We start from the raw sequence: 26,172 nt of genomic DNA, 5'->3' as shown, positions 1-26,172 counted from the left end.
CAGCGCGGCCGGACAGCGGCCGGGCAACGGCCGGAAAGCGGCCGGGCACACACCCACGAACCTGGAGGGGCAAGAAGCTTATGTGCGGAATCGTCGGTTATATCGGGAAGCGTGATGTCGCTCCGCTGCTGCTGGAAGGCCTGGCGCGGCTGGAGTACCGGGGTTACGACTCCGCGGGCATCGTGATCACCAGCCCCAAGAGCTCCGGGCTGAAGATGGTCAAGGCCAAGGGCCGGGTCCGCGACCTGGAGGCCCGGGTCCCCAAGCGCTTCGCCGGTACCACCGGCATCGCCCACACCCGCTGGGCCACCCACGGCGCCCCGAGCGACATCAACTCGCACCCGCACCTCGACCCCGAGAACAAGGTCGCCGTCGTCCACAACGGAATCGTCGACAACGCCTCCGAGCTGCGCGCCAAGCTGGAGGCCGACGGGGTCGTCTTCGCCTCCGAGACCGACACCGAGGTCATCACCCACCTGATCGCCCGCTCCCAGGCCGACTCCCTGGAGGAGAAGGTCCGCGAGGCGCTCAAGGTGATCGAGGGCACGTACGGCATCGCCGTCATGCACGCCGACTTCAACGACCGCATCGTGGTCGCCCGCAACGGCTCCCCGGTCGTCCTCGGCATCGGCGAGAAGGAGATGTTCGTCGCCTCCGACGTCGCCGCGCTGATCGCCCACACCCGCCAGGTCGTCACCCTGAACGACGGCGAGATGGCCACCATCAAGGCCGACGACTTCCGCACGTACACGACCTCGGGCACGCGGACCACCGCCACCCCCGAGACCGTCGAGTGGGAGGCCGCGTCCTACGACATGGGCGGCCACGACACGTACATGCACAAGGAGATCTCCGAGCAGGCGGACGCCGTCGACCGCGTGCTGCGCGGCCGTATCGACGACCGGTTCTCCACCGTGCACCTGGGCGGGCTGAACCTGGACGCCCGCGAGGCGCGCGGCATCCGCCGTGTGAAGATCCTCGGCTGCGGCACCTCGTACCACGCGGGCATGATCGGCGCCGGCCTCGTCGAGTCCCTGGCCCGGATCCCCGCGGACGCCGAGCCCGCCTCCGAGTTCCGTTACCGCAACCCCGTCGTGGACCCCGACACGCTCTACATCGCGGTGTCCCAGTCGGGTGAGACGTACGACGTGCTCGCGGCCGTCCAGGAGCTCAAGCGCAAGGGCGCGCGCGTCCTGGGCGTGGTCAACGTCGTCGGCTCCGCGATCGCCCGTGAGACGGACGGCGGCGTGTACGTGCACGCCGGGCCCGAGGTCTGCGTCGTGTCGACGAAGTGCTTCACCAACACAGTCGTCGCCTTCGCGCTGCTCGCGCTGCACCTGGGCCGCATCCGCGACCTGTCGGTGGCCGACGGCAAGCGGATCATCGAGGGTCTGCGCAAGCTGCCCGCACAGATCGAGGAGATCCTCAAGACCGAGGACGAGATCGAGAAGCTGGCCGCCGAGTACGCGAACGCCAAGTCGATGATGTTCATCGGCCGGGTGCGCGGTTACCCGGTGGCGCTGGAGGCCTCCCTGAAGCTCAAGGAGATCTCGTACATCCACGCCGAGGCCTACCCGGCCTCCGAGCTGAAGCACGGCCCGCTGGCGCTCATCGAGCCCGCGCTGCCGACGGTCGCGATCGTCCCGAGCGACGAGCTGCTGGAGAAGAACCGCGCCGCGCTGGAGGAGATCAAGGCCCGCAGCGGCAGGATCCTCGCCGTCGCGCACCAGGAGCAGGAGAAGGCCGACCACACGATCCTCGTCCCGAAGAACGAGGACGAGCTCGACCCGATCCTCATGGGCATCCCGCTCCAGCTCCTCGCGTACCACACGGCCCTGGCCCTCGGCCGGGACATCGACAAGCCGCGCAACCTGGCCAAGTCCGTCACGGTGGAGTAAGTCCCCGCCGACGACGTCAGCAGCGACAATTGAGCAACCCCTACGGCGCCCGGCCACCTCCGCGAAAGCGGCGCCGGCTTAGGCGCAAAGGGCAGCGACCCCCTTTCCCGCACGCCACCAGTGCGGGAAAGGGGGTCGCCTCTTTTCAGGGGTCCGGCGTTGCCCAATCACGCCGGCCCGTGGCCGCTCAGCCGGTGGCCGTCACTCCCCGGCCGGCAGCGCGCCCGGTGAAGGTGGGCCAGTGCGCCAGCGCGGCCGTCGCGCCGTACCAGGCGGCGAGACCCGCGACCGCGCCGACCCAGCCGCCGGCCTTGGCGAGGCCCGCGTTCTCCGCGAAGGACGAGATCGCGAGGAGCAGCAGCGAGACGAAGAGCAGCCCGTAGACACCCTGGCCGAAGAGCCCGCTGCCGCCGGACGCCGCGGTGAGGGTGAGCGCCAGCAGGGCGAACAGCAGCAGGAAGAGTCCCGCCGTCTGCGCCGAGACCTGCGTGCCGGCGCCGGTGCCCCAGGTGAACCAGAAGGCGCCGAGGCCCGCGAAGGCCGTACCCGTGCCGCCGTTGCCCGACCGGAACTCGAGCAACCCGACGATGAACAGTGCGACCCCGCCCACCCAGGTCGCGAGGGATGCGGCGTCGGACGCCGCGACGTTGTCGATCACACCGGTGTGGCCGATGCCGAATGCCAGCAGGGTCAGACCCAGTGCGAGGTGGCCGAGAGTGGTTGATGTGGCGCTTCCCGCGGAGACTTCGTTGTCCACGGCGGGCTCCCTTCATGCGCGCGGTGGTGCTGCTTCCCAGCGACGCTTATGTACCCTTCACAAGCGCACAACCCACCTGGTACGGGCCAGTAGATTGAGCGTTCACCAAAATGTGACCGGCACCGTTTCACCTCCGCCCCACCCGCCCCCACTTGCGCCGACAGGACACAACAGGGCATGCCGGGCGGCCCGTCGGAGGAGGGCGGGATCAGGAGGGAACGCTCAGGGAATGACCACGACCGGGCGCTTCGCGCGCTTGGCGAGACGGCCGGCCACCGAGCCGAAGAGCCGCCCGACGATGCCGTGGGTGGAGCCGACCACGATCGCGTCGGCCGAATATTCTCGGCCGACCTCCTCCAGCTCATGACAGATGTCGCCACCGCGCTCGACGAGGATCCACGGGACCTCGCAGAGGTAGTCGGCGCAGGCCAGCTCGAGACCGAGCACTTCGGTGCGATGGTCCGGTACGTCCACGAAGACCGGCGGCTCGCAGCCCGCCCAGACGGTGGTCGGCAGCCGGTTGGCGACGTGCACGATGATCAGGCCGGAGCCGGACCGGCGCGCCATGCCGATGGCGTACGCGAGCGCCCGCTCACTGGATGTCGATCCGTCGAAGCCGACGACGACTCCGTGCCGGAAGGCGGGATCGCAAGGATGACGTGACTCTTCCGCCGCTTGCAGATCCGACAGGGGGTCGGCGACCTGCTTGCGGTCAGCGGGTTCGGGGAATTCGTGACCGGCCATCGGTGTCTCGGAGTTCAGATCCTCAATGGGAGAGCGACGGTTGGCGGCGGAGCTGTGTCCGGGAATCATCTTCCCAAGCCCATACCCCCAAGGGTACGGCGACACTCCTCTCCTGCCCAGAGCGCGCAACCCTACTCACGGCGTTCCAGGGAGCATGCACGACCACGCTCCGTATGGCAATGGAAGCTGTCAGATACAACCTTCGCCCGCGGGCCGTACGGCGCAGTGACCGCAGGGCTCCATTCCTCGTTGGCACTCGATCAGCCGCCTCCGCCTCCAGGGAGCTCTCCCCGTGTCCGCATCTCCGGCCGCCCAGAGCCGCGCCCAGGCCCCCACCGAGTCGACCGGGCCACGCGGCCGCCGTCGGGCGGGGCGGACGGCGCGGGCGGCGCGGACGGCGCGGACGGCGCGGCCCGAGCCGCCGAGGACGCCGGAGCGCGTTCCGTACGACCGCGCGACCGCCGCCGACCCGGCCGGCGACGTGGTGCGCTGGGCGACTTTCAGCTGCCTCCTCGTCCCTGTCGTGCTCGTCGTCTACGGCACGTCCGTCGGCGGGGCCGCGACCACGGCGCTCGGACTGGCGGCCGTGACCGCCGCATGCAGGGTGCTGCTGCGCCGCTCCGAACGCGCCGCGGCCGTCCCCGTTCGGGCGAGGGCGCACAGGGGCGCATCCCGTCACGCACGAAATACGCCGGGAGACTGACGCGTTCGCACGTACGCACCCGTCGATTTTCAGCCAACTTCCCACACCCGGCTCATCCTTGCCGAAATGGCCTGCCAACCCCCTTGCCACCTGGGAAGAAAGGGCCGATCCGGTCGCGCGCACCCTACGGGGACGGGCCATGAGTGAAAGAGGCACTTCCCTGCGGGGCTCGCGGATGGAACCATTCGTGAGCGAATGCTTCGCGCCAAGTTGCCTTGTCGACAATGTGCCGGATTCAGAACTTGTCACGCCGGCACCACGGGACGCAGTAGATTCGATCATGAGTATCGAAGGCTGGGGACTCGTGCAAAACCGAGGGGAAACGTGCAGGAGCGACAGGCCCGAAACGAACGGGGAGACGCGAACACCGAGGGGGGCTTAGCGTCATGAGTCAGGACTCCGCCGCACCGGAGGCCACCCGGAAACTTTCCGGGCGCCGCCGCCGCGAAGTCGTCGCGGTGCTGCTGTTCAGCGGCGGCCCCATCTTCGAGAGCTCCATTCCGCTCTCGGTGTTCGGCATCGACCGCCAGGACGCCGGCGTTCCCCGCTACCGGCTGCTGGTGTGCGCCGGTGAGGAAGGCCCTCTGCGGACCACAGGGGGACTCGAACTCACCGCGCCCTACGGCCTGGAGGCGATCGGCAGAGCCGGCACCGTCGTCGTCCCGGCCTGGCGGTCGATCACCTCGCCGCCGCCGCCGGAGGCGCTCGACGCGCTGCGCCGCGCGCACGAGGAGGGGGCCCGCATCGTCGGTCTGTGCACCGGCGCGTTCGTGCTGGCCGCCGCCGGACTGCTGGACGGCCGCCCGGCCACCACGCACTGGATGTACGCGCCGACGCTCGCCAAGCGCTACCCGTCCGTGCACGTGGATCCGCGCGAGCTGTTCGTCGACGACAACGATGTGCTGACCTCCGCGGGGACAGCGGCCGGAATCGATCTCTGTCTGCACATCGTGCGTACGGATCACGGTACGGAGGCCGCCGGGGCGCTGGCCCGCCGACTGGTCGTACCACCGCGGCGCAGTGGCGGTCAGGAGCGCTATCTCGACAGGTCTTTACCAGAGGAAATCGGCTCCGACCCGCTCGCCGAGGTCGTGGCCTGGGCGCTGGAGCACCTCCACGAGCAGTTCGACGTGGAGACCCTGGCGGCGCGCGCGTACATGAGCAGGCGGACCTTCGACCGCAGGTTCCGCTCGCTCACCGGCAGTGCTCCCCTGCAGTGGCTGATCACCCAGCGGGTACTGCAGGCGCAGCGGCTGCTCGAGACCTCCGACTACTCGGTCGACGAGGTCGCGGGCCGCTGCGGCTTCCGCTCCCCGGTGGCGCTGCGCGGCCACTTCCGCCGCCAGCTGGGTTCGTCCCCGGCCGCGTACCGGGCCGCCTACCGGGCCCGGCGCCCGCAGGGCGAGCCCTCGCCGGTCCCGGTGACGGAGCAGGCCCTGCCGGCGCAGCCGCACCCGCAGGGGCAGGGGCACCTTCAGGCGCGGCGTACGGCCACGGCCGTGGCGGGCACGGCGACGGCCTCGGCCGCGCCGCCGGAACCGGGCAAACCGCACTCGGACGCGTACGCCCCCGGGCGTGCGGCGCTTCCGGGCCAGCGGACCGCGCCTTAGACGGACGGGAGAACGGAGATCGGGGGGCTGGGGCAGGTGTCGAGAGGCGAGAGCCATCGGCACGCGGCGCCTCCCCCCGATCGCCGGTCGGCCTAAGGTAGGACGCATGAACGATCGCATGGTGTGGATCGACTGCGAGATGACCGGGCTCTCGCTGACGGACGACGCACTCATCGAGGTGGCCGCGCTGGTCACCGACTCGGAACTGAACGTGCTCGGCGAAGGCGTGGACATCGTGATCCGCCCGCCGGACGCGGCGCTGGAGACCATGCCCGAGGTGGTGCGGCAGATGCACACCGCCTCCGGGCTCCTCGACGAGCTGGCGGCCGGCACGTCGCTCGCCGACGCCGAGGAGCAGGTCCTCGCCTACGTACGCGAGCACGTCAAGGAGCCCGGCAAGGCGCCCCTGTGCGGAAACTCGGTCGGCACCGACCGCGGGTTCCTGCTCCGCGACATGCCGAAGGTGGAGGAGTACCTCCACTACCGGATCGTCGATGTCTCCTCGGTCAAGGAGCTGGCCCGCCGCTGGTACCCGAGGGCGTACTTCAACAGTCCGGAGAAGAACGGCAACCACCGGGCGCTGGCGGACATCCGCGAGTCCATCGCCGAGCTGCGCTACTACCGCGAGGCGATCTTCGTGCCGCAGCCCGGACCCGACTCGGACACCGCCAAGACCATCGCGGCACGGCACGTGCTGCCCGCCGGATAAAAGGCGGGAGCGAGCACCCTCTCAGACCCTGTACACTTTTTCTCGGCCGGTCGGGAAAGCGACCGGTCGTGGTGGGTATAGCTCAGCTGGTAGAGCACCTGGTTGTGGTCCAGGATGTCGCGGGTTCGAGTCCCGTTACTCACCCTGATCGATCAGCCGGTGATCCGCGGAAGCGGATCACCGGCTGATTTCGTTTCACCCGGCCGTCGCGGGCTCATGGCGTATGGGCGCACGGGCGTGTGCCGGGCTCACGACGCATCCGGGCTCACGCCGACTCACGGGCTCACGGGCTCGCTGGCCCACGGGCTCACGACGAGTCGCGGACCACCAGCTCCGTGGGGAGCACGAGCTGCGGGCGGTCCGTCGTGTCAGGGGCCGCTATCTGGCGGAGCAGGACGTCGGCCATCGTGCGGCCCATCTCCTCGATCGGCTGGCGCACGCTGGTGAGCGCCGGGTCCATATGGCGTGCGATGGCCGAGTCGTCGAAGCCGACCAGTGCCACGTCGTCGGGTATGCGGCGGCCGGCCTCGCGCAACGCCCGGCGGGCGCCGGCCGCCATCACGTCGGAGGCGGCGAAGACGGCGTCCAGGTCGGGGCGGCGTTCGAGGAGCTCACGCATGGCCCGGCGGCCGCCCTCCTCGGTGAAGTCGGCGGGTGCGATCAGCCGCTCGTCGGGGACGAGGCCCGCGGCGGCGAGGGCGTCCCGGTAGCCGTCGAGGCGGCACTGGGCGCCGTACACGTCGAGGCGGCCGGTGATCGTCGCTATGGCGCGCCGGCCTCGGGCCAGCAGATGGGACACCGCCGCGCGGGCACCGTCGGTGTTGTCGGAGTCGACGGCGGCCAGCGGCTCGTCCGCCGAGCGGCGACCGCTGATGACGGCCGGGATCCGGAGCTGTTCGAGCAGGTCGGGCAGCGGGTCGTCGGCGTGCACGGAGACCAGCAGGACGCCGTCGACGCGGTCGGCGGCGAGGTACTGGGCGAGCCTGCGGCGTTCGCGGTCCGACCCGGCGAAGGTCAGCAGGAGCTGCATCTCGGTGTCGGCGAGGGCCGCGCCGACACCGCGGACCATGTCGGAGAAGTACGGCTCGGCGAAGAAGCGGGCCTCGGGCTCGGGGACGACGAGGGCGATGGCGTCGGTGCGGTGGGCGGCGAGCGCGCGGGCCGCACGGTTGGGTACGTAGCCGAGCTCGGCCACGGCGGCCTCGACGGCGGCGCGGGTCGCGTCGCTGACCCGGGGCGAGCCGTTGATCACCCGGGAGACCGTGCCACGGCCCACTCCGGCGCGTGCGGCGACCTCTTCGAGGGTCGGCCTGCCAGCGCTCCTGGCGCCGGTCGTCCGGCCATTCACCATGTCCGCCTCCCGGGCTCCCCTGGTCGAGAACATAACGCGCCCGGTGCCTTGACACCCCTCCGGGGAGCCGAGACCCTTCAACACATCACGCATGGGAGCGCTCCCACACTACCTGACCCATACACAACCCGCACGTTCCCCGCCCGAGCCGCATGCTCAACGAACGGGCTCAGCAGGTCAGTTGGCCGGGGGGTCGGCACGTCAGGGCACAAGGAGGACGCAATGCGCAGGACCGTAATCCTCGTGGTCGTCGCCGCGCTCGGGGCCGGGCTGCTGGCCGGCTGTGCCGAGGACAGCGACGAACCCGCCGCGGGCAGTTCGAGGGGTGGGGGCGGCGCGAAGGGCAGGACCACCCTCACGGTCGGGATCTTCGGGGCCTTCGGCTTCAAGGAGGCCGGGCTCTACGACGAGTACATGAAACTCAACAAGAACGTCGTGATCGAACAGACGGCGATCGAGCGCAACGAGAACTACTACCCCCAGCTCCTCACCCACCTGGGCACCGGCAGCGGACTCGCCGACATCCAGGCCGTCGAGGTCAACAACATCGCCGAGATCACCGCCACACAGGCGGACAAGCTCGTGGATCTGGGCAAGGTGGACGGGGTGAGCAAGGACGCCTTCCTGCCCTGGAAGTGGGCGCAGGCGACGAACAGGGCCGGCAGGACGGTCGGCCTCGGCACCGACATCGGCCCGCAGGGGATCTGCTACCGCAAGGACCTGTTCGCCAAGGCCGGTCTGCCCACCGAGCGCGGGGCCGTCGGCAGGCTCTGGGCGGGCGACTGGAACAAGTACCTCGCGGTGGGCAAGCGGTTCAAGGCGAAGGCGCCCGAGGGCACCGCCTTCGTGGACTCCGCCTCCGGGGTGATGGCCGCGGTCACCGGCAGCAACGCCAAGCGGTTCTACGACGAGAACGGCAAGGTCATCTACAAGTCCAACCCGGCCGTGAAGGAGGCCTGGGACATCGCCGCCTCCTTCGCCACCGAGGGACTGACCGGCAAGCACCAGCAGTTCACACCCGCCTGGGACCAGGCGTTCGCCAACGGCACCTTCGCCACCGTCTCCTGCCCCGCCTGGATGCTCGGCTACATCCAGGACAAGGCGGGGGCCGCGGGCAAGGACAAGTGGGATGTCGCCCCGGCCCCGAAGCCCAGCAACTGGGGAGGCTCGTTCCTGGTCGTCCCCGAGGCGGGGAAGAACAAGACGGAGGCGGTGAAGCTCGCGGCCTGGCTGACCGCGCCCGCGCAGCAGGCGAAGCTCTTCGACAAGCGCGGCAGCTTCCCGAGCGCGTCCGCCGCGTACGCGCTGCCGGCGGTCTCCGGCGCCCGGCACGAGTACTTCGCGGGCGCCCCGATCGGCCAGATCTTCTCCCGGGCCGCCCAGGGCATCCCGGTGACCATCGTCGGCCCGAAGGACCTGGTCATCGCCCAGAACATGGCGGACATCGGCATGCTCCAGGTCGACCAGAAGGGCAAGTCGCCGCAGGAGGGCTGGAACGCCGCGGTGAAGGCCATCGACAACGCCCTGGACCAGTGACCGGGCCGGTGACGGGACCCACGACCGGACCGGTGGCCGGACCGGCGACCGGCATCACGGACGACGCCACGGCCGCCGCGCCCTCCCGGGGGGAGGAGGGTGCGGCCCCGGCGGCCGGAGTGGTCGGGGCAGCCCGGGAGCCGTCGCTCCGGCGCGCCGCCCGGTGCAGCCGCCGGTACCGGTGGGACGTGCGCTGGAGCCCGTACGCCTTCGTCGCGCCGTTCTTCCTCTTCTTCCTGGCCTTCGGGCTCTTCCCGCTGCTCTACACCGGGTGGGCCTCGCTGCACCGAGTGGAGCTGACGGCGCCGGACGACATGGAATGGGTGGGGCTGCGCAACTTCTCCCGGCTGCTGGAGGACGAGTTCTTCTGGAACGCACTGCAGAACACCGTCACCATCGGACTGATCTCCACCGTGCCGCAGCTGCTGATCGCCCTGGGCATCGCGCATCTGCTCAACTACCGGCTGCGTGGCTCGATGTTCTTCCGGATCGCCGCGCTCACTCCGTACGCGACCTCGGTGGCCGCGGCCACGCTCGTCTTCGTCCTGCTCTTCGGGCGCGACTACGGAATGATCAACTGGACGCTGGGGCTGGCCGGGATCGACCCCGTCGACTGGCAGAACGGCACGTGGACCTCGCAGATCGCGGTCTCGACGATCGTGATCTGGCGCTGGACGGGCTACAACGCGCTGATCTACCTGGCGGCGATGCAGGCCGTCCCCGACGACCTGTACGAGTCGGCGGCGCTGGACGGGGCCTCCCGGTGGCAGCAGTTCGTGCATGTGACGGTCCCGTCGCTGCGGCCCACCATCCTCTTCACCTGTGTCGTGTCCACGATCGGCGCGACCCAGCTGTTCGGCGAGCCGCTGCTGTTCAACGGCAGCGCGGGCGCGACGGGCGGCGCCGAGCACCAGTTCCAGACGCTCGGGCTCTATCTGTACGAGCAGGGCTGGGTGAATCTCCATCTCGGCCGGGCCTCGGCGATCGCCTGGACGATGTTCCTGATCCTGCTGGTGATCGGCGCGGTGAACTGGCTGCTGGCGCGCCGGCTGCGCAAGAGCGCATAGGGGGTTGCTGTGCTGACGACGACACCACCGAAGCGGCGAAAGGGAGCCGGGCGGCAGCTGCACGGCGACCGGATCACCTACGCCGTACTGGTCCTCTTCACCGTGGGATCGCTGTTCCCGCTGGTGTGGACCGCGGTCGCGGCCTCCCGCACCAGCGGCCGGCTCGCACAGACTCCCCCGCCCTTCTGGTTCGGCGGCAATCTGTTCAAGAACCTCCAGATCGCCTGGACCGACGCCAACATGGGCACGGCGCTGCTCAACACGACCGTCGTGGCGGGCTCGGTCGCGGCGGGCACGGTCCTCTTCTCCACTCTCGCCGGCTTCGCCTTCGCCAAGCTGCGTTTCCGTTTCAAGAACCTCCTCCTGCTGCTGGTGATCGGCACGATGATGGTGCCGCCGCAGCTCGGCGTCGTACCGCTCTACATGCTGATCGCCGAGCTGTCCTGGACCGACCGGCTCCAGTCCGTCATCCTGCCCACCCTCGTCAGTGCCTTCGGCGTGTTCTTCATGCGGCAGTACCTGAGCGAGGCACTGCCGACCGAGCTGATCGAGGCGGCCCGGGTGGACGGGGCGAGCAGTTCGCGGGTGATTTGGCACGTGGTCTTTCCGGCCGCGCGGCCCGCGATGGCGGTCCTGGCCATGCTGACCTTCGTGATGGCCTGGAACGACTTCTTCTGGCCGATCATTGCCCTCACCCAGCACGGCAGCCCCACCGTGCAGGTGGCACTGACCGGGCTCGGCCGCGGCTACATCCCGGACCAGTCGGTGATCATGGCCGGCGCGCTGCTGGGCACGCTGCCGCTGCTGATCGCCTTCGTGATCTTCGGCAAGCAGATCGTCGGAGGCATCATGCAGGGCGCGGTCAAGGGCTGACATCCGACGCCTCCTCACCTTCTCGTCCTCACACAGACGTTGGGAGCCCGATATGTCTGAAGCTTTCGATTCCGGGCCCGTCAGCTTTCCGCCCGGGTTCCTGTGGGGCACCGCCACCGCCGCGTACCAGATCGAGGGCGCGGTGGCGGAGGGCGGCCGTACGCCGTCGATCTGGGACACCTTCAGCCACACCCCCGGCGCGGTGGAGAACGGGGACACCGGCGACATCGCCGCCGACCACTTCCACCGCCGCGCCGACGACGTGCGGCTGATGGCGGACCTGGGCGTCAACGCGTACCGCTTCTCGGTCTCCTGGCCGCGCGTCCAGCCCACCGGCCGGGGCCCGGCGGCCCAGCGCGGACTGGACTTCTACCGCGGTCTCGTCGACGACCTGCTGGAGCACGGCATCACTCCGCTGCTCACCCTCTACCACTGGGATCTGCCCCAGGAACTGGAGACGGCGGGCGGCTGGCCGGAGCGGGACACGGCGAGCCGCTTCGCCGACTACGCCCGTATCGTCGCCGAGGCGCTGGGCGACCGGGTCGAGCGGTGGACCACGCTGAACGAGCCCTGGTGCAGCGCCTTCCTCGGATACGGCTCCGGCGTCCACGCCCCCGGCCGCACGGACCCGGTGGCCGCGCTGCGTGCCGCCCACCATCTCAATCTGGGCCACGGGCTGGCCGCCCAGGCTCTGCGCGCCACGCTCCCGGCCCGCGCACAGCTGGCCGTGAGCCTCAACCCCAGCGCCGTGAGGGCACGGACCCGGTCGCCCGCCGACCTGGACGCGCGGTGCAGGATCGACGCGCTGGCCAACAGGATCTTCACCGGCCCGATGCTCCACGGCACGTACCCGGAGGATCTCCTCGCGGACACGGCCCAGCTCACCGACTGGTCGTACGTCCATGGCGACGATCTCGCCGTCATCCGGCACCCCCTGGACTCGCTCGGCATCAATTACTACTCACCGTCAGTTGTAGCCGCTGCCACTGACAGTGACGGCACCCGGGATGACGGCCATGGCGCGAGCGCCCACTCCCCCTGGCCGGGCGCCGATCACGTCGCCTTCCACCAGCCGCCGGGCGATGTCACCGACATGGGCTGGACCGTCGACCCGACCGGCCTGTACGACCTGCTGCTGCGCTACACACACGAGGCGCCGGGACTCCCGCTCGTGGTCACCGAGAACGGCGCGGCCTACCCCGACAAACCCGCCGTCGACGGCAGCGTCCACGACCCCGACCGGATCCGCTATCTGCACGGGCACCTCTCCGCCGTCCACCGCGCGATCACCGACGGCGCGGACGTCCGCGGATACTTCCTCTGGTCCCTGATGGACAACTTCGAATGGGCCTACGGCTACGGAAAGCGCTTCGGCGCCGTGTACGTCGACTACGACACCCAGGCCCGCATCCCGAAGTCCAGCGCCCGGTGGTACCGGCGGCTGGCCGGGACGGGTGTGCTGCCCGACGTCCACGTCACCACGTAGAGGGACGTAAAGGCGCGCGCCCCGGCCGGATGGGGGAAGCCGGCCGGGACGCGCGCGCTGGGGGGTGGCTACTTGTAGGCGGCGAACGCCTTGGTGAAGGCCAGCGGCTCCTGGAGGATCGAGCTGCACGTGGGGTCGGCGTGGCCCACCGCGCCCCCGGCGCACTGCTTGTCGCGCGTCGAGGACCACATCGCCAGCCAGCCGATCCCCTTCGACGCGGCGAAGTCGACCAGCTGGGCGGCGTCGTCGACCTTGAAGATCTCGGTCGTGACGTCATTGACGCCGATCATCGGGGTGACGGCGACGGCCTTCCACGCCGCCGCGTCCGAGAGCCCGAGGACGCCCTTGATCTGCGCCTGGGTGGCGGTCGCGGCCTGGATCGCGTACGTGCCCATGTCGCCGCTGTACGCCGGCCCGTAGTCCATCGCCATGATGTTGACCGCGTCGATCCTGACACCGTTCTTCCTGGCGTCGGCGAGCAGATCGACGCCGGGCTGGGTCAGACCCTCGGGCATGACCGGCAGCGTGAACGACACGTCGAGCCCGGGGTGTTCCTTCTGGAGCTGGGCGATGGCCTGGGAGCGGCGGGTGTTGGCGGCGGTGTCCGGCAGGGCCGCGCCCTCGATGTCGAAGTCGACCTTGGTGAGCTTGTAGTGGTCGATGACCTTGCCGTACGCCTTCGCCAGCTCGCCCGCCGACGAGCAGTTCAGGGCCAGTTCACGGCCTGCCGCACCGCCGAAGGAGACCCGGACGTCGCCGCCCTTGGCGCGCAGGGCGGCGGTCTGGGCCGCGACCTTGTCGCTCGCGAGGTCGGTGACGCCGCCCCAGAGCGGGGCACAGCCGCCGCCGGAGGTGATGAAGGCCAGGGTGAAGTCCTTCACGCCGGTCCTGGCGGCGGTGTCGAGCATGTCGTACGCCGGGTACAGCGACGTGTCGATGTACGGGGAGAACTTCCCGCCGCCGCCCTCGGTCCGCGTGGGGGTGGGCGTCGGGGCGGGCGGCTTCGTCGGCGTGGGGGTGGTGGTCCGCGTCGGGGTGGAGGTCGGGGTGGGGGTCGGCACCGAGGTCGGCACCGGGGTCGGCTGCTGCGTCGGCCGGCCGCTCGGCGCCGGTGTCGCGCCCTCCTCCACCGAACAGACGGCTTCGTTGATGCGACAGCCCGACGGGTCCCCCGCCGTCCCGCTCGCCGAGGTCACGAAGCCGACGGTGACGGACGCGCCGGGCGCCAGCTGCCTGTTCCAGCTCGCGGGCTTCACAGTGACGCGCTGCCCCCGGACGGTGTGGTCACCGTTCCACAGCGAGCCGATCTTCGTCCCGGCGGGCAGGTCGAAGGCGAGCGTCCAGTCCGACTGGGCCTCGCCGGTGTCGTTGGTGATGACGTACTGGCCCGTGTAGCCGCCGTCCCAGGAGCTGGTCCTGGTGTACGCGGCGCCGACGGCGGCCGCCTGCGCCGTGCCGGTGAGCGCGAACGCCGCGCCGCCGGTCATCGCTGCCGCGACGACCGCGCCGATCGCCTTCGTCCTGCCGCTCGCCCTGCGCCGGTGCGTGCTGGTGCCCATCGCGTGCCTGCCTCTGTGTCGCGGAACCGGGGACGGAACCGGGGGATCCGGGGAATCCGAGGTGGAACCGGGGACGGTTCCGGGGGTGGGGTGCGGCAGCACGCTAGCGAGACCGGAACGGACAATTCCCCTGATCCGGACAGGGCTTGATGTTCTTAGGGTGCGCTTAAGGACCGCATCGGCGGCGGTTAATCGTGGTTCAGACCTCTGCGCTTGCGGCGCCCCGTCCGGTGCCCGCGACGCCCCTGCGCACGCTCCCCGCCGAGCTGGATCCAGATCCGGACCTCCGTACCGCCGAGCACCGAATGCCCGATGCGCACGTCCCCGCCCGTCGACTCGGCGACCCGGCGCACGATGTCCAGGCCGAGCCCCGTCGAGCCGTCCCTGGCGCCGCTGTTGCCGCGCGCCAGAGCGGCCTGCGGGTCCGCGATGCCGGGGCCCGCGTCCGACACGAGCACGATGACGGCGTCGTCGCCGTTGTGCACGTCCACCGAGAAGGCGGTGCCTTCCGGGGTGTGCCGGAAGACGTTGCCGAGCAGGGCGTCGAGCGCGGCGGCCAGTTCGGGCCGGGCCACGGGTATCCGTACCGGACGGTCCACCCCGGCGAGCCTGACCTTGCGCCCCTCGTCCTCCGCCAGCGCCGACCAGAACCCCATCCGCTCGCGTACGACTTCCGAGACGTCGCACCCCGCTCCCGGGCCGGTCGCCTGCGTCTGCGGCTTCGCCTCCCGGGCCGTACGGATGATCGTGTCGACCTCGCGCTCCAGCTGGGCGACGGCCGCCCGGGTCTGGTCGGCGGCGGGGCCGTCACCGAGGGAGGCGGCGTTGAGCCGGAGCACGGTCAGCGGCGTACGCAGCCGGTGCGAGAGGTCCGCCGCCAGCTCCCGCTCGTTGGCGAGCAGCTGAACCACCTGGTCGGCCATCGAGTTGAACGCGACCGCGGCCGACCGCAGCTCGGTGGGCCCCTCCTCGGGGACGCGCGCGCCGAGCTTGCCCTCGCCCAGCTCGTGCGCGGCGCCCGCGAGCCGCTGGGCCGGCTGGACCATCCGTACGCCGAGCCGGTCGGCGACCGCGACCGAACCGACGATCAGCGCCACGCCGACTCCCGCGAGCACCAGCCAGGCGGTGGTCACACCGTTGCTGACCTCGTCCTCCGGTACGAACACCTCGACGACCGCGATCTCGCCGGAGCTCAGCGCGGTGGGCTGGAGCAGCGCGGAGCCGCCGGGCACCTCGGTGATGGAGGCACGGCCCAGCCGCTCGGTCGTGCCGAGGTCCCGCACGGCGGCGCGCCGGGTGCCGATCTCCAGGTCCTGGCCGCCGGTCTCCTCCGAGGCCGGGACGTGGACGGCCATCCGGCCCGCCGCTCCGGCCTGGGTGGAGGCGACGGCCCGCTCCAGCTGGTCGCGGTCGGTGGTGATGGAGAGGGTGGGGCCGATGGCGGCGGCCTGCCGCTCGGCGTTGGTGAAGGCCCGGTCCCTGGCCATCTCCTGGATGACGAGTCCGAGCGGTACGGCAAAGGCGATCACGACCATGGCCGTGACCGCCAGCGACACCTTGACCAGGGCCCATCTCACTGCGGCGGCTCCAGCTTCACCCCGACGCCCCTGAGGGTGTGCAGATAGCGGGGGCGGGCGGCGGTCTCCCCCAGTTTCCTGCGCAGCCAGGACAGGTGCACATCGATGGTCTGATCGTCACCGTACGACTGCTGCCACACCTCGGCGAGCAGTTCCTTGCGCGGTACGACCACACCCGGCCGACCGGCCAGGAAGGCGAGCAGGTCGAACTCGCGGCGGGTCAGGTCGAGCCGGACCCCGTCCAGTTCGGCCTGGCGGCGCAGCGGGTCGACCGTCAGCCCGCCGACCTGGAGGACCCGGCTCGGCGGCACGTCCCCGGCGACGGCGCGCGAGCGGCGCAGCACGGCCGCCATCCGCGCGGACAGGTGTTCCACCGAGAACGGCTTGGTGAGGTAGTCGTCGGCGCCGTCGTTCAGCAGTCGGACGATCTCCGTCTCGTCGTCCCGCGCGGTCGCGATGATCACGGGTACGTCCGTGATGCCGCGCAGCATCTTCAGCGCCTCGGACCCGTCGAGATCGGGCAGGCCGAGGTCGAGGATGACCACGTCGAAGCGGAAATGGGCGACCTCGCGCAGCGCCTCCAGGGCCGTGCCGACGCTCCGCACGGTGTGGGAGGCGTCGGTCAGGTGCCGGATGAGGGCGGAGCGCACGAACTGGTCGTCCTCGACCACGAGCACACTTGGCATGGGCGGCACCGTACGCCATACGTGTGAAGACGGTCCCCCTTGGGACAGCGGGAGGGGGGTGGTGCAGTATGACCCGGATGCGGAGAGGACTCGTACACGCACTGGCGTGGTCGCTCGCCACGGGCGCGGCGGTCACGCTCTCGTGGTGGGGTGTGCACACGGTGATGGCGGGGACGGCGTACGACCGTCCGCGCGCCCTGCCGATCACGGCGGGGCCGGCGCCCCGGTCGTCGTCCCCGCGGCCACCCGAATCCCCGACGCCCTCGGCGACCTCCGCCCCGGAGCCGGACGACAGCCACAGCCCCTCGCCCCCGCCGTCGTCACCGTCGTCGTCCTCTCCGTCGGCCGATGGGACACCGAGCGGCGGCAACAGCGGCGGCGACCCGGCCCCGAGCAAGCCCCCCGCCTCGCCCCCGCCTTCGGGCAACGTGAAGAGCTATACGGTCGAGGGCGGCCGGGTCGCCTTCGACATCGGGCCGTCCTCCGCGGAGTTGGTCTCGGCGACGCCGTCCGGCAGCTGGACGATGCAGATCTGGAAGCAGCCCACCTACATCCGGGTGACGTTCTCCCAGGACGGCCGGGAGATCGACGTCTTCTGCACCTGGCACGACACCGCGCCGCGCGTCGAGATCGAAGAACGCTGAGCGAGGAACGCCGGGCGGAGCGCGAAGAGCGCCGGGGCGCAGGAGCGCTGAGCGCTACGTGAACACCGAGGCGGGCGGTACCGGCGAGGGCCTGGCGCTCGCGTCGGTCACCGCGGCCGCCCCGCCGGTGAAGTCCGTCAGCGCCCTTCCGTGCTCGACCCGGCCCGCGTGCGGGTCGCTCGCGACCCGGCGGGTCAGCTCGGCGACGGGCAGCGGCGACGCGGAGGCGAGCAGGACGGCGTTGCCGAAGCGACGGCCGCGCAGCACGGTCGGGTCGGCGGCGAGCGCGAGCTCGGGGAAGACGGTCGCGGCGGTGGCGATCTGCCCGCGCAGGTGCGCGAGCGGCGGGCCGTCGGCGAGGTTCGCGGCGTAGTGGCCGCCCGGCTTCAGCACCCGGCGCACCTCGGCGAGGAACTCCGTACTGGTGAGGTGCGCGGGGGTGCGGGCGCCGCTGAAGACGTCCGCGATGACGAGGTCGGCCCAGCCGTCGGGCAGCTTCGCGAGCCCGGCCCGGGCATCGGTGGACCGGACCCTGATCCGGGCGTTCGGGTCGAGCGGGAGGCGGTCGCGTACGAGCTGGACGAGACGTCCGTCCAGCTCGACGATCTGCTGGGTGGAGCGCGGACGGGTGGCGGCGGTGTACCGCGCGAGGGTGAAAGCGCCGCCGCCGAGGTGGACGGCGTTGACCGGCTTTCCGGGCGGAGCGGCGAGGTCGATGACATGGCCGAGGCGGCGCTGGTACTCGAAGGTGAGCAGGGCGGGGTCGTCCAGGTCGACGTGGGACTGGGGCGCGCCGTCGATCAGCAGGGTCCAGCCGTGCGGGCGGTCACGGTCGGGTATGAGCTCGGCGAGCCCCCCGTCCACGGTCTCGACGACGGTCTCGGGTGCCGCCGACCGGCCGCGCTGTCTGTTCCTTGCCACACGCCCATTATCGGCCCGGGCGAAGGGGCCGGATTCAGATGCTGTCCGCGGCTTCGATCATGCGGGCCGCCTCGCCGAGCGCCTCGCGCAGGACGACTGGGTCGGTCACCGGTCCCGTGTCGCCCGGGGGCAGAAGCCAGCCGGTGCCGGAGACGGGCGGTTCCACGGGGGCGAGCGGGGCGCCGGGGTCGGCGGGGATGCGCAGGCCGCGGCCCGAGGTCTGGGTGCAGGCGCTGCCGGGCATGTCCCAGCCCGCCGCGGTGCCGGGCGGCACCAGGAAGCCGAGGGTGTCGCAGCTGCCGTCGTGGAGCACGGGGCCCACGGCCGGGGCGCCGCCGCGGCGCAGGATGTCCACCGCTTCCAGCCCCTGCCGGGCCGGGACGGTCACCATGTCGCACGGCTCCGCCGCGCCCGGTGCCGTGCTGAACTCCTCGCTGGGCAGGTGCTGAGCGCTCGTCGCGCCCGATACCACACTCGTCACACTCGTCCGCGAGCCGCCGCTGGTCTCCATGCCGACCTCCAACAAGGGGAACCCCTCCTCGTTGCCCAGGAACACGTACCGCGTCCCGACATGGTTCAACGCCCGCCCGCGTCAAGGGCTACGGCGGCACGCCGCCGCAAAGGATGGCAGTTCATGGCGGATCGTGGGTGAGATATCCCGTTTGTAGCCAAACACCGCGTGCCCGGCTCGTCACAGCAGGTACGTTCTTGCTCCGCCGGAGCACGGAATCCCACGTCCGGGACCCGAGGCGCCGGCCGCACCAGGAGCAGTACCAGAGAGGGCTCGGCCATGGCATCGTCACGGGCAGTTCCCAACCTCACCTTCCGGCAGCTGCGCGGGCAGCGCTCGCCGGGGGAGTTCGCGGCTCTCGTACGCAGGGCCGCCCGGGAGATCGGCGAGCAGGTCGCCTGCGACGCCCGCTACATCGGGCGGGTGGAGGCAGGCGAGATCCGCTGCCCCAACTACGCCTACGAGCGGGTCTTTCTGCATATGTTTCCGGGTCTGACGTTGGCGGATCTCGGGTTCTCGGCCCGCGAGTCGGTCCGGGGCCGGGCCGCGCGGTGCGGCACCAACGACACCAGTGACACCAGTGACACCAGTGACACCAGTGACACCAGCAACAACAGCACCTACAGCAACGAGGAGAGCGACGTGCTGCGTCGCGCATTCATGACCAGCGGCACCGTCACCGTGGCGGCCGCGTCCCTGGGCCTGGGCGCTCTGCCCGGCGCCCTGCCCGGCACCGAGGCGCTGAGTGCCGGCGTACCCCGGCAGCGGGTCGGCGAGTCCGAGGTGAGCGCCGTCGAGGAGGCCGTACGGCAGATCCGGCTGCTCGACGACCGGCACGGCGCCGACGGGCTCTACAAGCGCGCGGCTCTGCCGCTGCGCACGGCGTACGAACTGCTCGACGCGGGCGCCACCGCGCGCGGTTCGACCGCGGGACGGCTGGCCGCGGGCGCGGGTGAACTGGCCATCTCGGTCGGCTGGCTGGCCCACGACTCGGGCCGCTTCGAGGACGCCCGGTCGCACTACGCCGAGGCCCTGGCCACCGCACGGGTCGTCGGCGACCCGGCACTGGAGGCGCACGCGTTCTGCAATACGTCGTTCCTCGCCCGGGACGCGGGCCGGCACCGGGAGGCGGTGCGGGCCGCGCAGGCCGGGCAGCGGGCGGCCGGGCACGTGCCGTCGGCGCGGCTGCTGGCGCTGCTCGGCCTGCGGGAGGCGGGTGGCTGGGCCGGGCTCGGCGACCGCGTCGGCTGCGAGCAGGCGCTGGCCCGCGCCCACGCGCTGTTCGACCGCGGGCCGTCGGACGCGGACCCGGAGTGGATGTCCTTCTTCGGCGAACCCGAGCTCGAGGCGCTGGAGGCGCAGTGCTGGTCGGCGCTGGGCGAATGGGCCCGGGCCGCGCGGCACGCCCACCGGGCGACGGTCCTGCAGGACCCCCACTTCACCCGGAACCTCGCGCTCTACCGGGCCCAGCTGGCCGCCGACCTCGCCCGCGCGGGGGCGCCCGCGGAGGCGGCGGCGGCCGGTGAGCAGGTGCTCGATTTGCTGGACGAGGTCCAGTCGTCCCGTATCCGCGCGATGCTCGCGGACACGGCGCGCACGCTGACGCCCCGCCGGAGCGCGGCGGGCGTCGCCGGCTTCCTGGACCGCCACGCGGCGGCCGCGCGGCATGCGGGAGCGGGAGCGGGGGCGGGGGCACGCTGAGGTGGGGGTGGGGGGCGCCTGCGGCGGGCCCACGCGGCGGAGCCGCATATCGGGCACAGCCCCGCCCCGCCCCTTCCCGCAACTGGGGCGCTGCCCCAGACCCCGCGCCTCGAACTCCCCCTGTGCCCTGCGGGCATGGGGGAACCCCAGCGAGGCTGATTGCGACCCCTACGTCCCCAGATGCCCCGTGTCGTTCCACCGCTCGATCGCCGGTGCCCCGTACGCCCATCCCAGCGCCGACAAGCTCGTCGGATCCAGCTTGATGCGCGCCGCGAAGGAGATGTCCTCGCCGATCCAGCGGGCGCCGAGCACGCGCAGGATGTGACCGTGGGCGAAGAGCAGCGCGTCGCGGTCGGATGAGCGCGCCCATTCGATGATCTCGTCCGCGCGGGCCGAGAGCTGGGCCATGGTCTCGCCCTCGGGGACACCGTCGCGCCAGATCAGCCAGCCGGGGCGGATCGCGTGGATCTCGGCCGGGGTCATGCCCTCGTACGCGCCGTAGTCCCATTCCATGAGCGCGTCCCACGGCTGTGCCCGGTCCGCGAATCCGGCGAGTTCGCAGGTCTCGTGGGCGCGAACGAGCGGGCTGGTGCGGATCTCCGCCTCCGGGAGCCCCGACCACGGGGACTTGTGGAGGCGCTCCCCCAGGAGCTTGGCGCCCCGGCGCCCCTCGTCCAGGAGGGGGATGTCGGTCCGGCCCGTGTGCTTGCCGAGCAAGGACCATTCCGTCTGCCCGTGCCGGGCGAGAAATATGCGCGGTGCCATGGGTCCATCATCGCCCACCTGAACGCGCGGTGAATCTCACGGTGCCTCCGGAGCAACCCCCGACGCTCTTTTCGCGTCCCGTACGCCGTACGGTTCCCCAGATGACGGAGAGCGCTCGGATGTCGCAGACCGCACACGCCAGCCGACACCACCCGACCCGACTTCGGTGGTGGACCGAACTGCCGCTGATCGCCGTGGTGTACGTCGCCTACTCCGCGGGCCGGCTGGTCGTGCGAGGGGACGTGTCCACCGCGGTCGACCACGGACTGGCGATCCTGCACCTGGAAGGGCTCCTCCACATCGATTTCGAGCGCCCGCTCAACCGGCTGTTCACCAGCACCCCGGAGATAGGCATACCCGCCGACTTCCTCTACGCCGCACCCCACTACCTGGTCACCCCGGCGATCCTCGTCTGGCTCTTCCGCCGGTACCCCGCCCGCTACCGGGCGGCCCGCACCTGGCTGATGGTCTCCACCCTGCTCGGCCTGATCGGCTTCTCGCTCATGCCGACGTGCCCGCCGCGGCTGCTGGACGCCGGGCACGGCTTCGTCGACACGATGGCGCAGTTCAGCTCGTACGGCTGGTGGGGTGCGGAGGCGAGCGCGCCGCGCGGTCTGGGGGGCATGACCAACCAGTACGCGGCAATGCCGAGCCTGCACGTCGGCTGGGCGCTGTGGTGCGGGGTGATGCTGTGGCGGTACGGCCGGGGCCCGGCCACGAAGGTGCTCGCCGTCGTCTATCCGCTGCTCACCACGGTCGTGGTGATGGGGACCGCGAACCACTACTTCCTCGACGCGGTGGCGGGCGCGGCCGTGATGGGGGCGGGCCTGCTGCTCACCCGGCCCTCGATGCGGCTCGCCGACCGGGTCAAGGCCCGTCTCGGACTGGGCTCCGCGGACGGCACGTCCACGGTTGTCAGTGGCGGATGCGAGACTTCCGCGGGTGAGCACATCCCTGGACAGCGGATCTCCTCCACCGGCTCCGCGACCGCCGACGACAGCACTCCGGCAGCGACTCGCTGAGCTGCGCGGCCCGTCCGCCGCGCCGCATCCGCTCGACGCCCGCGCGCTGGCGGCGCTCGCCGCCAATCCCGGGTGCGAGCGGCGTGCGCTGCTGGACGGCGCCGGGGTGGACAAGGCGGCGCTCGCGCGGGCGCTCGGCTCGCCCGCCGCCTTCGGCCAGTCGCAGTTCGCCTTCATGCGGGGGAACGCGTTCGAGGCCCGCGTCAAGGCCGACGGCGGTACGGAACTGCTGCGGCTGCTCGGTGTCGCCGAGCCGCAGGAGGCGCGGGTCCCCGACCTGGCGGCGGCCGGGCCCGAGGGCCGTGCGGCGCGCACCGCGCTCGCGCTGCGGGAGGCCACCGAGGCCGGGGTGTGGACCCTGCTGGACCATCCGATGCTGGCGCTGGAGGTCGCGGGGTCGCCCGCGTATCTGGAGCCGGACGCGGTGGTGGTGCATCCCGACGGCCGGTGGACGGTCGTCGAGATCAAGTCCTTCCCCATGATCGACAGCTCGGCGGACGCGGCGAAGGTGGGCGCGGCCGCCCGCCAGGCAGCGGTGTACGTCCTGGCGCTGGAGCGGGTGGCGGCGCTGACCAAGGGCGCGCAGGTGGGCCACTCCGTGCTGCTGGTGTGCCCGAAGGACTTCTCGAACCTCCCGGCCGCGTCCGTGGTCGACGTACGCAAGCAACTGTCCGTGACGCGGCGGCAGCTGGCCCGGCTGACCCGCGTCGAGGACATCGCGGCGGCGCTGCCCGACGGGGTCAGCTTCGATGTCGAGTCCTGCTCGCCCGGTGAGCTCACGGCCTCGGTCGAAGCGGTTCCCTCGGCGTACGCCCCCGAGTGCCTGGCCGCCTGCGAGCTGGCGTTCCACTGCCGCGACCGGGCGCGCGGGGCCGGCGCGGTGGAGTCCCTGGGGCGTGCGGTGCGGGGCGAGCTGGGCGGGCTGACGACGGTGGCCGGTGTCCTGGCGGCGGCCCGCGGCGAGTCGGGCGACGCGGCCGACCCGACGGTCGCCGCGCTGCGGCGTGCTGCGACGCTGCGGGCCGAGGCGCTCGTCGCCGCCGGCGCGGGGCGGGGAAGGACGCCGGGGAGGGACGCATGTCGCTGATCAGTACGCTCGCCCGGCTGGAGGCCGTCGAGACCGGGCGGGCCCAGCCGCTCGCCACCGTCCGGCACCGGTATCTGTCCGACCGGCCGCTCGTGTTCGTGCCGCTCACCACCGCGGGCGAGGCGGGCGCGCCGCTCGGGGCGCTCGTGGGGACGGACCGGGACGCGCCCCGGCTGCTGACCGTGGCGCAGCCGCGTGACCGGGACCTGCGGTTCGCGTTCCTCGCCGAGCTTGCCGAGTCGGTGCTGCCGTACGTGGACGGTTTCGCGGACGACGTCGAGCCCGCCGAGCGCAACGAGACGGACCCGGAGTCGGGGAAGCGGGTGAAGGTCGAGGTCGAACTGTGCGCCGACGCGCCGCAGTTGATCGTGCCGAGCCGGCCCGGTATCGACTTCGTACGGCTGCTGGGGCGCTCGATGCGGTTCCGGCGCACCGCCGAGCAGGACCCGGACGCGCCGTACCCGGCGCCGACGCGCGTTCCGCTGCTCGGGCGCTGGCTGACGCACTACGGGGAGCGGGCCCGCGTGCCGGGCTCCTCGCTGCTGCTCGCCATGACCGATCTGCTGGGGCGGCACTGGGCGACGGGGCAGTCGCACCTGGAGGACCAGCATCTGGGCGCGCTGCTCGCCTGGACAGCGCCTCCCGAGGGCGAGTCGGGCGCGGAGGCTGCGCTGCGGGCGGAGCTGGCGCGGGACGCGGGCGGTCAGCTGGTGTGCCCGCCGGCGGGCCCGGCCACGGACCCGGCGTTCGACAACAGGCTGCTGGCGCCCGCGATGGAGCGGTACGACCGGGCCCGCCAGGCGCTCGGCGCGGCGCAGGACGGTGCCGCCGCGGACGAGCAGCTGGGGCGGCTGACGGCGGCCGAGCGGGAGATCCGGACGTTGCTGGAGGGGGTGCTGCGGCCCACCTGGGACGCGGTGTGGGAGGGCCTGGACCTGTTGCGGGAGCTGCCGCAGGGGGCGCGGGTGGCCGACCGCTGGACCCGGGACCGCTGGTCGTTCACCGGCCACCGCGACCGGGTGCGGGCAGGTGAGCCACCGCAGCCGCGCCGCGACGACGCGGTGACCGCGGCGCGGAAGCTCGCGGCGCGCGAGACGGCGCAGGCGCAGCTGGAGGCGCAGGAGGCGCTGGACGACCCGCTGGTGCTGGCGGGGCGGCGGCTGTCGGGCGAGGCGTTCGTCGCGGAGGTGACGGAGGTGACGATGGCGTGGACGGAGTCGAAGCGGCCGAGCCCGCGCCCGCTGCTGACGGTGCGGACCGATGACCGGCCGCATCTGGGCCCGGGGGTGAAGACGTACCGCTCGCTGGAGGGCAAGGCGCAGGCCGCCGAGTTCGTCCGGTACGAGGAGGACGGCTCCGCCGTGCTGCGGCTGCTGGACCGGATGGGCCGGTCCAGGGACCCGGCCGAGGGTTCCGTGCCCGAGAAGGGCGAGCGGATCGCCTGGACGCTGTTCGAGCACGACCAGCGGGGCGGGCCGGCGCTGCCGGAGCCGGAGGAGACGCCGTGGACGCACGGCGGTCCGCCGCGCACCGACGCCACCGATGCCGCCGAGAGCCCCGATCCCGTGACCCCGGAGGACCTGCTGTGACGACCGGTTTCGATCCGGGCGCCGAGGCCGCGCGCGCGACCGCCGGCATCCTCGACGACACCCTCCACGGGGACGCGCGCGGCGTCGTCGTCGACTCGCCGCCCGGCGCGGGCAAGTCGACGCTCGTGGTGCGCGCGGCGCTCGAACTGGCTGCGGCGGGGCGGCCGTTGATGGTCGTCGCGCAGACGAACGCGCAGGTGGACGACCTGGTGCTGCGGCTCGCCGAGAAGGAGCCGGAGCTTCCGGTCGGCCGGCTGCACAGCAACGACGCGGACCCGTACGACAAGGCGCTCGACGAGTTGGACCACGTACGCAAGTCGGCGAAGGCGGGTGATCTCGCGGGGCTCGACGTCGTCATCTCGACCGCCGCGAAGTGGGCGCATGTGAAGGGCGTCGAGCCGTGGCGGCACGCGATCGTCGACGAGGCGTACCAGATGCGTTCGGACGCGCTGCTCGCGGTGGCCGGGCTGTTCGAGCGGGCGCTGTTCGTCGGGGATCCGGGTCAGCTGGACCCGTTCTCGGTCGTCGGGGCGGAGCAGTGGGCGGGGCTGTCGTACGACCCCTCCGCGAGCGCGGTCTCCACGCTGCTCGCCCACAACCCGGAGCTGCCGCAGCACCGGCTGCCCGTGTCCTGGCGGCTCCCGGCGTCGGCCGCACCACTCGTCTCCGGCGCCTTCTACCCGTACACGCCGTTCCGCAGCGGTACGGGCCACGGCGACCGGAGGCTCACCTTCGGGGTCGCGTCGGACGGGTCCGGTCCCGACCGGGTGCTGGACGAGGCGGCGGAGTCGGGCTGGGGCCTGCTGGAGCTGCCCGCCCGGCACACCCCTCGCACCGACCCGGAGGCGGTTCGGGCCGTGGCCCTGGTCGTGCGGCGCCTCCTGGACCGCGGCGGCGCGGCGGTCTCGGAGCGCTCGGAGGATCCGGTGCCGCTCACCGCCGACCGGATCGCGGTCGGCACGGCCCACCGCGACCAGGCGGCGGCGGTGCGGGCGGCGCTGGCGGAGCTGAGCGTGTCCGGTGTGACCGTGGACACCGCCAACCGCCTCCAGGGTCGTGAGTACGACGTCACGGTCGTCCTCCACCCGCTCTCCGGCCGCCCGGACGCGACGGCGTTCCATCTGGAGACGGGCCGCCTGTGCGTGCTGGCGTCCCGGCACCGGCACGCCTGCATCGTGGTGTGCCGCGCGGGCGTGGCGGACCTGCTGGACGAGCATCCGTCGACGGAGCCGGTGCAGCTGGGCGTGACGGTGAAGTTCCCGGACGGCTGGGAGGCGAACCACGCGGTCCTCTCCCACCTGGCCGAGCACCGGGTGGTCTGGCAGCCGTGATCGACGCGCCCCGGGCACCTGCCCAACAGGCGACCGGCTCAGCAC

General features: G+C 72.1%; 23 protein-coding genes and 1 tRNA gene. 15 read left to right on the top strand and 9 right to left on the bottom strand.

What is annotated here, in order from left to right:
- Positions 1–80 precede the first annotated feature (80 nt).
- The gene (gene glmS / locus ABT342_RS03760) at positions 81–1,898 is read left to right on the top strand and encodes a glutamine--fructose-6-phosphate transaminase (isomerizing) (protein ID WP_351566501.1); all 1,818 of its coding nucleotides are present in this window, start codon (positions 81–83) and stop codon (positions 1,896–1,898) included.
- 187 nt (positions 1,899–2,085) lie between these two features.
- Here the strand turns inward: glmS and ABT342_RS03755 are convergent, their stop codons facing one another.
- Both ABT342_RS03755 and ABT342_RS03750 read right to left on the bottom strand, forming a co-directional pair.
- On the bottom strand, positions 2,086–2,655 hold the full coding sequence (locus ABT342_RS03755; RefSeq protein ID WP_351566498.1) for a GPR1/FUN34/YaaH family transporter: 570 nt from the start codon (positions 2,653–2,655) through the stop codon (positions 2,086–2,088).
- Positions 2,656–2,877: 222 nt separating this feature from the next.
- The gene (locus tag ABT342_RS03750; protein WP_351566495.1) at positions 2,878–3,399 is read right to left on the bottom strand and encodes a universal stress protein; all 522 of its coding nucleotides are present in this window, start codon (positions 3,397–3,399) and stop codon (positions 2,878–2,880) included.
- Positions 3,400–3,691: 292 nt separating this feature from the next.
- On the opposite strand from ABT342_RS03750, the gene ABT342_RS38190 reads away from it, so the two are divergent.
- The 4 genes from ABT342_RS38190 (at position 3,692) to ABT342_RS03730 (ending at position 6,565) form a co-directional block, all read left to right on the top strand.
- Entirely contained in the window at positions 3,692–4,102 is a 411-nt protein-coding gene (locus ABT342_RS38190) for a hypothetical protein (protein WP_502965452.1), read from the top strand.
- 386 nt (positions 4,103–4,488) lie between these two features.
- Positions 4,489–5,712 carry a GlxA family transcriptional regulator gene (locus ABT342_RS03740; RefSeq protein ID WP_351566492.1) on the top strand — a complete coding sequence of 408 codons (1,224 nt, stop codon included), beginning with the start codon at positions 4,489–4,491 and terminating at the stop codon, positions 5,710–5,712.
- A gap of 106 nt (positions 5,713–5,818) precedes the next feature.
- The gene (orn, locus tag ABT342_RS03735; RefSeq protein ID WP_351566489.1) at positions 5,819–6,421 is read left to right on the top strand and encodes an oligoribonuclease; all 603 of its coding nucleotides are present in this window, start codon (positions 5,819–5,821) and stop codon (positions 6,419–6,421) included.
- 71 nt (positions 6,422–6,492) lie between these two features.
- Positions 6,493–6,565: transfer RNA gene (locus tag ABT342_RS03730), tRNA-His, on the top strand.
- Between the two features lie 163 nt (positions 6,566–6,728).
- On the opposite strand, the gene ABT342_RS03725 is transcribed toward ABT342_RS03730, so the two are convergent.
- Entirely contained in the window at positions 6,729–7,772 is a 1,044-nt protein-coding gene (locus tag ABT342_RS03725; RefSeq protein WP_351566486.1) for a LacI family DNA-binding transcriptional regulator, read from the bottom strand.
- A 222-nt stretch (positions 7,773–7,994) separates the two neighbouring features.
- Here ABT342_RS03725 and ABT342_RS03720 point away from each other — a divergent pair, with 222 nt between their 5' ends.
- The 4 genes from ABT342_RS03720 to ABT342_RS03705 are packed head-to-tail and all read left to right on the top strand — an operon-like array spanning position 7,995 to position 12,734.
- Complete coding sequence (locus ABT342_RS03720; protein ID WP_351566483.1) at positions 7,995–9,308, top strand: ABC transporter substrate-binding protein; 1,314 nt, start codon at positions 7,995–7,997, stop codon at positions 9,306–9,308.
- A 53-nt stretch (positions 9,309–9,361) separates the two neighbouring features.
- The gene (locus ABT342_RS03715) at positions 9,362–10,375 is read left to right on the top strand and encodes a carbohydrate ABC transporter permease (RefSeq protein ID WP_351567276.1); all 1,014 of its coding nucleotides are present in this window, start codon (positions 9,362–9,364) and stop codon (positions 10,373–10,375) included.
- Positions 10,376–10,384: 9 nt separating this feature from the next.
- Complete coding sequence (locus ABT342_RS03710) at positions 10,385–11,248, top strand: carbohydrate ABC transporter permease (protein ID WP_351566480.1); 864 nt, start codon at positions 10,385–10,387, stop codon at positions 11,246–11,248.
- A 52-nt stretch (positions 11,249–11,300) separates the two neighbouring features.
- Positions 11,301–12,734, top strand: coding sequence for a GH1 family beta-glucosidase (locus ABT342_RS03705; RefSeq protein ID WP_351566477.1), 1,434 nt, complete (start codon positions 11,301–11,303; stop codon positions 12,732–12,734).
- Between the two features lie 68 nt (positions 12,735–12,802).
- On the opposite strand, the gene ABT342_RS03700 is transcribed toward ABT342_RS03705, so the two are convergent.
- The 3 genes from ABT342_RS03700 to ABT342_RS03690 form a co-directional block, all read right to left on the bottom strand.
- Positions 12,803–14,293: a glycoside hydrolase family 18 protein gene (locus ABT342_RS03700; RefSeq protein WP_351566474.1), complete on the bottom strand. Its 1,491-nt coding sequence runs from the start codon at positions 14,291–14,293 to the stop codon at positions 12,803–12,805.
- A gap of 188 nt (positions 14,294–14,481) precedes the next feature.
- Complete coding sequence (locus ABT342_RS03695; protein WP_351566472.1) at positions 14,482–15,870, bottom strand: sensor histidine kinase; 1,389 nt, start codon at positions 15,868–15,870, stop codon at positions 14,482–14,484.
- Positions 15,867–16,556 (bottom strand): response regulator transcription factor, encoded by a 690-nt coding sequence (locus ABT342_RS03690; RefSeq protein WP_351566470.1) that lies wholly within the window; start codon positions 16,554–16,556, stop codon positions 15,867–15,869. Before ABT342_RS03690 ends, ABT342_RS03695 begins: the two co-directional genes overlap by 4 nt.
- A 68-nt stretch (positions 16,557–16,624) precedes the next feature.
- Between ABT342_RS03690 and ABT342_RS03685 the strand changes: the two genes are divergently transcribed.
- Positions 16,625–17,200 carry a hypothetical protein gene (locus ABT342_RS03685; RefSeq protein WP_351566468.1) on the top strand — a complete coding sequence of 192 codons (576 nt, stop codon included), beginning with the start codon at positions 16,625–16,627 and terminating at the stop codon, positions 17,198–17,200.
- A gap of 54 nt (positions 17,201–17,254) precedes the next feature.
- On the opposite strand, the gene ABT342_RS03680 is transcribed toward ABT342_RS03685, so the two are convergent.
- Together ABT342_RS03680 and ABT342_RS03675 are read right to left on the bottom strand one after the other, a co-directional pair.
- Positions 17,255–18,121, bottom strand: a complete 867-nt coding sequence (locus ABT342_RS03680; RefSeq protein ID WP_351566465.1) for a spermidine synthase — start codon at positions 18,119–18,121, stop codon at positions 17,255–17,257.
- Positions 18,122–18,155: 34 nt separating this feature from the next.
- Positions 18,156–18,632 carry a hypothetical protein gene (locus tag ABT342_RS03675; RefSeq protein WP_351567273.1) on the bottom strand — a complete coding sequence of 159 codons (477 nt, stop codon included), beginning with the start codon at positions 18,630–18,632 and terminating at the stop codon, positions 18,156–18,158.
- Positions 18,633–18,911: 279 nt separating this feature from the next.
- Between ABT342_RS03675 and ABT342_RS03670 the strand changes: the two genes are divergently transcribed.
- Positions 18,912–20,333 carry an NsdA family TPR-like regulatory protein gene (locus ABT342_RS03670; RefSeq protein WP_351566462.1) on the top strand — a complete coding sequence of 474 codons (1,422 nt, stop codon included), beginning with the start codon at positions 18,912–18,914 and terminating at the stop codon, positions 20,331–20,333.
- A gap of 168 nt (positions 20,334–20,501) precedes the next feature.
- On the opposite strand, the gene ABT342_RS03665 is transcribed toward ABT342_RS03670, so the two are convergent.
- Positions 20,502–21,098, bottom strand: coding sequence for a histidine phosphatase family protein (locus tag ABT342_RS03665; RefSeq protein WP_351566459.1), 597 nt, complete (start codon positions 21,096–21,098; stop codon positions 20,502–20,504).
- Positions 21,099–21,199: 101 nt separating this feature from the next.
- Between ABT342_RS03665 and ABT342_RS03660 the strand changes: the two genes are divergently transcribed.
- Genes ABT342_RS03660 through ABT342_RS03645 form a run of 4 tightly spaced genes read left to right on the top strand, consistent with a single transcriptional unit; the run spans position 21,200 to position 26,127 of the window.
- Positions 21,200–22,120 (top strand): phosphatase PAP2 family protein, encoded by a 921-nt coding sequence (locus tag ABT342_RS03660; protein WP_351566456.1) that lies wholly within the window; start codon positions 21,200–21,202, stop codon positions 22,118–22,120.
- Entirely contained in the window at positions 22,041–23,207 is a 1,167-nt protein-coding gene (locus ABT342_RS03655; protein ID WP_351566454.1) for a hypothetical protein, read from the top strand. Before ABT342_RS03660 ends, ABT342_RS03655 begins: the two co-directional genes overlap by 80 nt.
- Positions 23,198–24,796: a hypothetical protein gene (locus ABT342_RS03650; RefSeq protein WP_351566451.1), complete on the top strand. Its 1,599-nt coding sequence runs from the start codon at positions 23,198–23,200 to the stop codon at positions 24,794–24,796. Before ABT342_RS03655 ends, ABT342_RS03650 begins: the two co-directional genes overlap by 10 nt.
- A complete protein-coding gene (locus tag ABT342_RS03645; RefSeq protein WP_351566449.1) occupies positions 24,793–26,127 on the top strand; it encodes an AAA domain-containing protein in 1,335 nt (444 codons plus the stop codon). The genes ABT342_RS03650 and ABT342_RS03645 overlap by 4 nt, the downstream gene beginning before the upstream one ends.
- Positions 26,128–26,172: the final 45 nt, after the last annotated feature.

Source organism: Streptomyces sp. NPDC000410, from assembly GCF_040300305.1.
Classification (GTDB): Bacteria; Actinomycetota; Actinomycetes; order Streptomycetales; family Streptomycetaceae; genus Streptomyces.
Note: the sequence above shows the minus strand (reverse complement) of the source record. Positions and strands in the feature narration are given on the sequence as shown.